Source organism: Colwellia sp. 5_MG-2023 (assembly GCF_030547795.1).
Lineage (GTDB): Bacteria > Pseudomonadota > Gammaproteobacteria > Enterobacterales > Alteromonadaceae > Colwellia.
In genome coordinates this window covers 70644-80697 of the sequence record NZ_JAUOPW010000018.1, presented here as the reverse complement: position 1 = coordinate 80697, position 10054 = coordinate 70644, and the positions used below count along the sequence as shown (strand labels likewise).

Here is a 10054-nt window from a genome sequence, read left to right as displayed (position 1 = left end):
CACCAAACTTAATCAAGGTAAATTAAGCTTAGTTTATGGATTGAATTTCATCCACGTTATTATGGGTGGCCTAATAAGTTAGCCTAATAAGTTAATTATGGAGACGCCTCAGTAATACCTGTTCCATACCCTTGCTTTAATGCGTAGTAATATCACATAATTTCAATCTATTACAAACTAAAAGCTTTTTCATTAGAAAATATATGGCAAAAAAATAAATGATAAAGTCAGCAATGCGCACAAAGTGATCGTTAATATTTCAAAAGTGAATGACCGCTTTGGTGACATAGTTGTCTATCAGGATGAGGATCGGTTTACATCTTCTAAATAGCTGAAATAGTTATTTAAAAACTTTGCACTATCACGTTTTGGGGCACAAAGCGTGATAGTGTTTATATCTTACTTTAATCAAGAATTTGAATTTATAACGGCTGCTTGATCTGCAACTAAATCATTAAATTATCATCTTTTACTTTTGATAATTTGCTCGGCAATACCTTCCATAGTAGACGCTATTATGTCTGGTGTTATATATAAAGGATTATACGGTGCTCCAAACCTGTCAATAAAAGCAGCTTTTAAGCCAGCACTTAATGCCCCATGCGTATCCCAATCATGTGCGGCAACTAATCTAATATCCTTAGCAGGCACAGCCAGTTTATTTACAGCATACTGATAAGCGTTATTAGACGGTTTGAACGTGCCAGCACTTTCAACAGAAATGGCATCATCAAAATATTCATTTAAGTCCGCATTGGTTAGTTGAGACGAAAGTAAACTTGATGAAGAGTTTGAAAAAGCAATAAGAGTAAAGCCAGCCGCACGTAATTTTACCAACGCTGGTTTTATATCACTATGTGCTGGCAGGCTCGCTAATGTATTAAGTATGTTAGCGTACTCTTCATCAGACAATGTTAGTGCTAATCGACCCGCTATCGATTTTAATGCGGCTAATGCCAAACTTTTAAAGTCTGTTTTAACATCAGTGACTAAACATACTGTTGAAGAATGCAGTAGCATTGAAAACCATCTATCCATATGGTTTTCATCACCAAAATATTGTTTAAATGTAGGTTTTAAAATACTTAGGTTTAATACAGTCTCGTTTATATCAAATAAAATCACTTGATGATTCATACCAACTCCACAAATTAGCTAAAGGAAAAATGACAACGGGTAGTGATTAAAAATATTGTCAATTTTGACCTTAAATAGGCGTTCAACACTACTCATTTTGGTAAAGATACGCAAGCCTGCAATTTGAATTTGTACATTAATCGTTAGGTATTTCGCGTTTTTATCTTTGTCTATAACACCTAATCTTTGAACTGCTTGTATTAATAACACAAACTCATTAGCAATCTCGCTTAAATGGTCTTTGGTGACATCGATTAGATCGTGAACATCTTAATAAGTCCTCAATAAGAGATGAGCAACAAACGCGATTTTTTAACATCTCGTGAAATAAAAAATGAGAATCAATAGCGATTTAACACGTTATTTACGGTTAAAGCCGGTATAAGCAATATGAAACTAACTCGTATATTAAATTTTATATCGACGCTAAAGAAATTAAATTTCCTTATTCAAATAGCCAATAATAGCCGTAAGCAGCGGTTAATGCAGGAATGGTAGAGTAAAGAGTTGCAACCAATGCAACTTGTGGTGATAACGCAATAGCAGGAAATAAGGCATCGCCATCGTTGCTAATAGCATTACCTATTTGTGCTGATAATGGGATAGCACCAGATAAATACAAAGAAGTTGTTATAATTTGAGGGCCACAACCAGGGATCACGCCAACTAAAACGCCAATTAATGGCGAGAGCGCACTGTATTCAATGAATATAGCGGCTAATTGAAAATCGCCATAGCGCATTGCCAATTCAAAAGCGATAAACGCCACAACAACCCAACAAACAACAAAGTTAGTATCTAAAGCGACTTTTTGAAAGACTTTATCGTGCCTTGATTTTTTATCCTCAGCGACAATTGATTCAAAATTAGTGACTTCGCTAGTAATAGCCCACAATATAATTAACACTAAGCATAAAGCTGCCCCTATCATTTGCAATGTTACATTATTCAGGCCAATTAACGAGGCAACATCAACCTGACCTGCAAATAAAAAACTAATGACGACACAAGGTATTAACAACCATTGCCATAAGAGGCCTTGTATTTTTAAGGCTTTAGGTAACTCTTTTCCTATAGGAGTGGCTTTTTCGGAAATTGTTAGTTCCTTTACCGTTTGACGTAAAAAGCTAGGAGCATGTATTGCATTAACAATAACACCAGATAAAATACCAACACATAAACATATAGCAACGACCATTAAACCTGTTACAGGCTTTGTTGCTAGTATAAGAAATGCGGCATCCCCCATTGTGGCAGTTAAAACCGCAACAACAGATCCAAAGCCCATTTGACCTTTTACAAATTGAGTAATGACAATAATGGCACCACCGCACCCAGGTAACACTCCCATGGCACTTGCGGTTAGCACTTCATAAATAGGCTTACGTTCACCCTTTTTACTAACGTATAAACAGCTAAGCTTATTGGCAAATAAATGATAAATAGCTAATGTAAAAGCGACAAAAACAGCTACTTGTCAAAAAGCATCAGCAAGTACGGTAAGCATAAGATCATGCGTTTTTGGCTGAAATAGCAGAATACAAAGAAAAACCGGTAATAGCATTCTACGATAACAAGGTAGCGATACCTTATTTGTTAAATTATAAGCTTTAGCTAATACAAAATTGAGTGAATGATTCATCATTGACTCTTTTTAAGTTTAGACATCCCTATAACTAGCCCAAAACATTGGGTTTTATTATCTGGTTTTAATTTTTCAGCAGATAAACTGCCACTCTTTTTATTTTTTACAGTTAACAATTTAAGCACAACCATTAAATCGACTTTAGTACTGGGTAGCTTAAAGATTCTGCTGGTGGATAAGGGCAAATAGCACGATAAACTTCAACGCCTTTAGTTTCCCAAAAGATTTCAACAAACTGATTTACTTTAGCTAATAGTTTTACACTAGCTTCACGATTTATGCTTTGCTTCGCCTTAGAAGCTGCCAACATAATTTCATGTGTCAATGTGTGCAAGTTTTGATGGTTATCTAATTGGGGTTGCTTGATATAATCACCCCAGATAATAAGTATCTCTTCTTTTACTTTATTTCCATGTGCTTCTTTTTCATTAACTAAACGAATAAATGTCGCTTGTTGCTCAAGAGTTAATGATTCACAGTCTTTTAATTCATTTAATAAATCAACCATTCTGATCATTGTAAGCACAGCTAGTTGTGCTGAAATAGGATCATATATTTTACAGGGTATATCACAATGCGCGACAGCTTGATCGAAGGGATATTTAGTATCAATTTTAGCTAATAGATCAAAAATCATTATAAATACCTTACTTTTTCTTGTTAAAAAAACGGTGCTTTTTTGTAAATTGATAAATAATTAAAGCAATACCAATAACGAGAGGAGCAACCCAGAGTAAATGAATGAGCCCTGCCATAGGATCACTATGATCATGACCTGAATGCGAAAAGCTTGGAGCAGAAACTGATAACAATAAAATGACGATATATAACCTAAACATCTAATTTTCCTTTTTAGTATTAATGAATAACGTTTTCTTGTTGCTGTAGTAATAATTTTAATGAGTCAAACCTGTCAATGCAGTTATCACAAATGACGTGCTTTTTGTTGAACAGTAGTATGGGAGATAGTGTTAATGAAAGGCCTTTAAAAGCAATTAACTTAATGTCTTCATCATCTACTTTAGCGTTAGTTACTTCTAACAGGTATTCGTGGGGAACCATCAAAAACCTTAATGCTAAACTGATGTTTCTTTGATGTTCATAAAGCGCAGACAAGTTATGACATGAACAAACCCAAGCCATTAACGTGTCAGCACACATAGGATTATTACGATAAGAAAAAGCTAATAAGTCATATGCTTCGCTATAAAAATATTCAGCTTTACTCCATTCCTTCTCATGAAAGCAATGATTACCAAGCTTTAGCAGCGACTGCCATTGTTGATGTTCCATTTATGCTACCTCACTGATTTATTATTTTTAAATGATCGCAGATCATTCGAAGCAATACTTTATTGCCCTATTTAATAGGAATATTTCACCCTTTAAGAATAAATGATAATCACTCTCATTTGTATTTGCAAGTTTAATTTGATCTTTTATAACAAAATGGTAAATAAAAGCGTGCGCCAATAAAAGAATTGTTACTCAGTTAGACTGTTTGATTTAGTGATATTTAATTAATGGTTGTAGTATTAATCTCTATACACAAACTTTTCTTCATAATAAATTGAAGACCGGTAACCTTTAAAAGCCTAGTATTAATAATGTACACAGATAGTTTGTTCAATAACCATTATTAATGATATTCATACTACTTGACTATATTAGGTACAACATTTAAATTAAAAATACGAATAATAAAAACATAACTATATTCATATAAAGAATACTAAATATGATATTAATAATAATAAATTGGGGTTAGTGGGGAGATTTAATGAAAATAGATTTAAACTTATTTGTGGTATTTGAAGCCATATATTGCGAAGGAAATATTACTAAGGCGGGCTCAGCACTTAACTTATCACAACCAGCAATTAGTCATTCATTAAGTAAACTGCGTGATCATTTTGGTGATCCTTTGTTTGTTCGCCAAGGTAATAAGATGCGCCCAACCGCAGTAGCCAATAATGTGATTGCTGATGTTCGAGAAGCCTTACGACAATTACAAGTATGTTTAGCACAATCTCGTCAATTTGAGCCTTCAATATCGCGTAAAAGTTTTAATATTTCATTACATGGCACCCTAGAAGCGTCTTATCTTCCGCCATTGATGCAGCGTTTAAAAAAAGAAGCACCATTAATTAAGCTTCAGAGTAGTAGACGGGTAAATCGTAGTAATATAGAAAATAAACTTGTTAGTGGTGATATTGACTTGGCGATAGATACACTTTTACCTGTTAGCGAAAACATTTCACATACCAAGTTAGAACAAAGTGAGCTAGTGGTTCTTGCTCGAAAAAATCACCCCGATATACAATCGACTCTAAGTTTGGACGAATATCTTGCCCAAGATCACGTGTTAGTATCATCTCGTTCAGTGGGTACAAGTATTGAAGACTTTGAACTCGCTCGATTAGGGCTCCAACGAAAAATAGGCTTAAGGTGTCAACATTCATTCTCAGCTTGCAGAGTTATTACAAATAACAATATGCTATTTACCATAACAAAAGTTACCGCAATGATGTACGCTCAATTACTCGATTTAGTTATTTTTCCTTTACCGGTGAGTTTACCTGATGTTGATGTTCATTTGTATTGGCACAATAAAGTAGATTTAGATCCTGCAAATAAATGGTTAAGAAATAAAATAATTTTATCTGTTTCCGAGCTCTAAAATAATCTAGAGACAAGAAAGAGGCTTGCTATCGGCCTCTTTTTTACGTTTGTATTGCCTTTATCCATTAAATGAACAACGATTAACTTTATACTTTCTCTAATGAAATAGGAATAGATTTATAGGTTGGCGTGCCACAATCATCGGCAATACTTTCAAGGGGCACCAAAGGATTCGTTTCAGGGTAGTAAGCGGCTACGCAACCTTGTGGTATAGTATACTCAACCACTTTAAAGCTTTCGACTGAACGTTCAATATCATCGTTTGAAATTGTGGTAAGTTTAACATAATCCCCCTGCTCTAACGATAATGCTTTCATATCGTCAGCATTGACAAAAATAACTTTACGCTCGCCATAAACACCTCGGTAACGATCATCCATACCATAAATGGTTGTATTATATTGATCATGAGAACGTAGCGTTTGTAATGTCAGTACCATATTATCAGTTCTATCTTTCACCTTTTCATGCGCTAACTCTTCGGGTAATGAGGCTGTTGAGAACATCGCTTTTTTAGTTGGCGTGTTCCATTGACGCTTCGCTGCGGGGTTGGTTAAATAAAAACCTCGTCTCGCTTTTATTTGCTCATTATATTGTTCAAATCCAGGAATAACCTCGCTAATATCTTCACGGATATAAGCATAATCACTGGCTAACTTATGCCAATTCACGACTTTATCGCCCACAGAAGCTGCTGCTATTCCTGCAATAATTGCTGTTTCTGAACGTAAGTGCACAGAGGCTGGTTCATTTTGCCCTCGTGAACTATGTACCATACTCATAGAATCTTCTACGGTAATACATTGTTCACCGCTTTGTTGAGTATCTATTTCAGTTCGACCTAAACAAGGGAGAATCAGTGCTTTTTTTCCTGTCATCAGATGACTACGATTAAGTTTAGTACTAATTTGAACCGTTAAATCACATTGCGATAATGCCGTATATATACGTTTAGTATCAGGAGTAGCAGCAGCAAAATTGCCACCTAATGCAATAAAAACTTTAGCTTTATTGGCTAACATTGCGTGAATTGATTCAACGGTGTTAAAACCATCATCACGAGGAACGCTAAACGAATATTTTTGTGCTAATGCATCAAGAAAGTCCATAGACGGTTTTTCATTAATACCAACTGTACGGTTACCTTGTACATTTGAATGTCCACGCACAGGACATGCACCAGCTCCTGTTTTACCAATATTGCCTCTTAACATCAGTACATTAACAATTTCTCTTACTGTCGCCACTGAGTGACTATGTTGAGTAATTCCCATTGCCCATGTAAAAATTGCTTTCTTACTACTTACATAGATATCGGTTATTTGCTCAATATCTTCTCTTGTTAAGCTACATTGGCTAATTATTTTATCCCATGAGCTTAATTCAACACTGCGTTTATATGCTTCAAAGTCTTGACAATGTTCATTAATAAATTCCATATCGAGTACTGATTTATCTTGTTCAAATCTTTCAAATAAACTTTTTGCTACACCACGTAATAAGGCCATATCACCACCTAATCGCGGTGTAAAATAATATTGGCTAATTTTAGTGCCTGTAAAAAGAATCATTTCTTTTGCACTTTGTGGATCTGAGAACTTTTCTAAGCCGCGCTCTTTTAAATTATTAATCGAAACAATCGTAGCACCGCGCTTACTTGCTTTACGTAATGTGCCCAGCATACGCGGGTGATTAGTTCCTGGGTTTTGACCAAAAACAAAAATAGCATCCGCTTCATTAAAGTCTTCCATGGTAACGGTACCTTTACCAGTACCAAGGCTATTTGTCATGCCTACTCCCGATGCCTCATGACACATGTTAGAGCAATCAGGAAAATTATTAGTGCCAAGTACTCGACCAAATAATTGATACATATAGGCAACTTCATTACTTGCTCGACCCGATGTATATAATAATGCTTCATTAGGCGAAGACAAATCAGCAAGGCTATCGGCAACTATACTAAAGGCTTTATTCCAACTAACTGGTTGATAATGATCGCTCTCGCCATCATAAAACATTGGTTCAGTTAAGCGGCCACTTTTTTCAAGTGAGTGATCATCCCAGCTTTTTAATTCTGTTATTGAATGTTGCTTAAAAAAAGTAGCATCAACACGTTTACTAGTTGCTTCCCACGCAATTGCTTTTACACCGTTTTCACAAAAATCTATTTTGCCAGCCGTTGATGAATCCCCCCAAGCACAACCAGGGCAATCAAAGCCTCCTGGTTGATTTGCTCGAAGTAAGGCTTTTACGCCCTTCATAGCATTTTCACTTTGAATAATATGTTTAGTTGAACTTTTCAGTGCGCCCCAACCACCGGCAGCAGGAGAATAGGCTGGGTTATTTGAATTTGTTTTAGACATGTAATATCTCTTTTAAACGAATCGTGTTATTTCCCAGATTGAAAAAATAGCAGTTCGCTTGCGAGCAGAGCTAACAGTTAAATCAATTGGGTTTTCATAATGAAACTAAGGCTGATAAGCATACACAAGCGACTGTAGAAATTAAATAATGGCTGCATTGATTTGTAATAAGACGATAAATCAATTAACGATATAGTGCTGCTTATTGGTATCTTAGCTAAGTAATTTTAGTCGAATTTAATTGTGTTATATTTTAAAAAATAACTCAATTAAATTCGACTTTTGCTGCTTTAATTTAAACATTGATTTAATAAATTTTACTTATTAAATTTTTTATTGTTTAATTAGCTTTTGGAAATATATAAATGCAATAAGAACTGTACCTTTGTCAAGCATAAACTGGTATACACAGTGCTATTTTAGTATGAGGTTGTATCAATAATTTATTTTGTCGGTAACTCAGCAGTGAGTACCCAATAATAATTTAACTCCTTCATTTTCTTTGTAAAGTCTTCAAACTTTAACGGTTTAGTAACAAAACCACTAGCGCCTAAACCATAACATTCTTTTATTTCTGGTGACGTGTTTGACGTACTAATCATCACCACAGGAATATCTTTGAGCAGAGCGTCTTCTTTCATTATTTTTAAGGTAGCAATACCACTTTGTTTAGGCATTCTAATATCTAAAAATACAATATCAGGGCGAGTAAATTTATGAAGATCTTCAAATGGAGCTTCGTTTCTTAGGTAAGCAATAGCCTCCTCACCATCCATTACATGCGTTATTGAATTTTTAATATTAAATTCATTGAAAGCATCCATCATCAATTCTGCATGATCAATATTGTCTTCTACCATTAATGCCGACATTAGCTTAAGATTATCCACGTTACGTCCTCTAGTGGTTTAATTAATTTTAAAACAACCTTTTAATTACTAAAATGTGTAATCATTCTTGGTTAAATTTTAGGATAAATTGACTACCAACACCTAATTCTGAATGTGCCTCAATACTGCCATTATGATGCTCAATAATACGCTTAACGATACTTAACCCTAAACCTGAACCGCCAAATTTCATGCCATTGGCAAGGCGATTAAATGGTGAAAATATTTTTTGTACATGTTTTTGCTCGAAACCAATACCATTATCTTTCAAAATAACATCAACATGATTGCCATGCGCTCGCACAGATATATCAATAATAGGGTAACCATTATTAAACTTTATACTATTAACAATTAAATTTTGGAACAATATTTGAAGTAAAGTACTATTGCCTTGAATAGTCGTTAATTCATTAGGTATATTTAATTCGAAATCTACTTGCAGAGCACCTTTAAGGGAAGAAGTTACATTTTCAATCACTGACTTTACGCAAACGGACTCAAAAACCTGATCGGTATAACCTACAGACAGGTAACTATGCAAATTAGAGACTAATTTATGTACTTCTGTTGTACTTTTTTCAATATACTCAAACCACTTCAATTCCGTTGGTGTGCAGCTAGTTCGTTCCATTAAGTCTGATTTTAATGATCTTGATACGCCCATTATACGGGTAATATGCCCGTTAAAATCATGAGATAAGCTAGCACAAAATACTTGCATATCTTGGTTGTATCCCGCCACTATTTTTTGATGACGGAATCGCTCAATAGCATATAAACATGTTTTATAAAGTAAAGCAGGAGTTAAAGAGTCTTTTGGTAAATAGTCTTGTATCCCTTTTTTCAGCAAATTTCGTGCAACATCACTACTGTTTAATGATGTTAATGTCACCATAGGTAATGGATTAGTTTGTGAACTTAGCCATTCTACGGTTTCAATTATAGTTGAATCGGGAAGTTGTAAATCACACAAGCATATATCAAAATTTTCTGATAATAGTAAACGCTTCCCTTTGGTTAAGGTATCAGCCCGAACTACCTCCACATCTATTTCCGTAATCGACATAAATGCATCGTCAATAATATCAAAATGATCGGTGTTATCTTCTATAATTATCACTCGCATGCTTTATGTAATCCGTTGTTATTTTTTAAAAGTACATTTAATAGTTCAAAATTAGACAATATTAATATGTGCTGCTAGTGTAAAGGTACATAATAAAATGTATATTTATTAAGCATAGTCATATATTAATTTAAAGTACAAACTCTTAGTAAATAAAAACACTTTAGGGTGATTAAAATATTTTCGTGTATATATTTTTAACTTT

Annotated in this window: 8 protein-coding genes and 1 pseudogene; 1 reads left to right on the top strand and 8 read right to left on the bottom strand. The window is 34.5% G+C overall.

Features of this window, described 5'->3' with window-relative positions; translation table 11 throughout:
- Positions 1-462 precede the first annotated feature (462 nt).
- From Q4496_RS12655 to Q4496_RS12635, 5 genes and pseudogenes are all read right to left on the bottom strand, one after another.
- On the bottom strand, positions 463-1137 hold the full coding sequence (locus Q4496_RS12655) for a haloacid dehalogenase type II (protein WP_303610556.1): 675 nt from the start codon (positions 1135-1137) through the stop codon (positions 463-465).
- A gap of 445 nt (positions 1138-1582) precedes the next feature.
- Positions 1583-2602, bottom strand: a pseudogene (locus Q4496_RS12650) (putative manganese transporter); the annotation flags it as partial.
- Between the two features lie 310 nt (positions 2603-2912).
- The gene (sodN, locus tag Q4496_RS12645; RefSeq protein WP_303610555.1) at positions 2913-3419 is read right to left on the bottom strand and encodes a superoxide dismutase, Ni; all 507 of its coding nucleotides are present in this window, start codon (positions 3417-3419) and stop codon (positions 2913-2915) included.
- 10 nt (positions 3420-3429) lie between these two features.
- Positions 3430-3621 carry a hypothetical protein gene (locus tag Q4496_RS12640; RefSeq protein WP_303610554.1) on the bottom strand — a complete coding sequence of 64 codons (192 nt, stop codon included), beginning with the start codon at positions 3619-3621 and terminating at the stop codon, positions 3430-3432.
- 19 nt (positions 3622-3640) lie between these two features.
- Entirely contained in the window at positions 3641-4075 is a 435-nt protein-coding gene (locus Q4496_RS12635) for a hypothetical protein (protein ID WP_303610553.1), read from the bottom strand.
- 487 nt (positions 4076-4562) lie between these two features.
- Between Q4496_RS12635 and Q4496_RS12630 the strand changes: the two genes are divergently transcribed.
- Positions 4563-5462 carry a LysR family transcriptional regulator gene (locus Q4496_RS12630; protein ID WP_215972719.1) on the top strand — a complete coding sequence of 300 codons (900 nt, stop codon included), beginning with the start codon at positions 4563-4565 and terminating at the stop codon, positions 5460-5462.
- An 88-nt stretch (positions 5463-5550) separates the two neighbouring features.
- Here Q4496_RS12630 and Q4496_RS12625 read toward each other — a convergent pair whose 3' ends face one another.
- The 3 genes from Q4496_RS12625 to Q4496_RS12615 all read right to left on the bottom strand — a co-directional run bounded on the left by Q4496_RS12625 (position 5551) and on the right by Q4496_RS12615 (position 9849).
- Entirely contained in the window at positions 5551-7830 is a 2280-nt protein-coding gene (locus Q4496_RS12625; protein ID WP_303610552.1) for an FdhF/YdeP family oxidoreductase, read from the bottom strand.
- Between the two features lie 443 nt (positions 7831-8273).
- Positions 8274-8720, bottom strand: a complete 447-nt coding sequence (locus Q4496_RS12620) for a response regulator (RefSeq protein ID WP_215972721.1) — start codon at positions 8718-8720, stop codon at positions 8274-8276.
- A 61-nt stretch (positions 8721-8781) separates the two neighbouring features.
- Positions 8782-9849 carry a hybrid sensor histidine kinase/response regulator gene (locus tag Q4496_RS12615; RefSeq protein ID WP_303610551.1) on the bottom strand — a complete coding sequence of 356 codons (1068 nt, stop codon included), beginning with the start codon at positions 9847-9849 and terminating at the stop codon, positions 8782-8784.
- Positions 9850-10054: the final 205 nt, after the last annotated feature.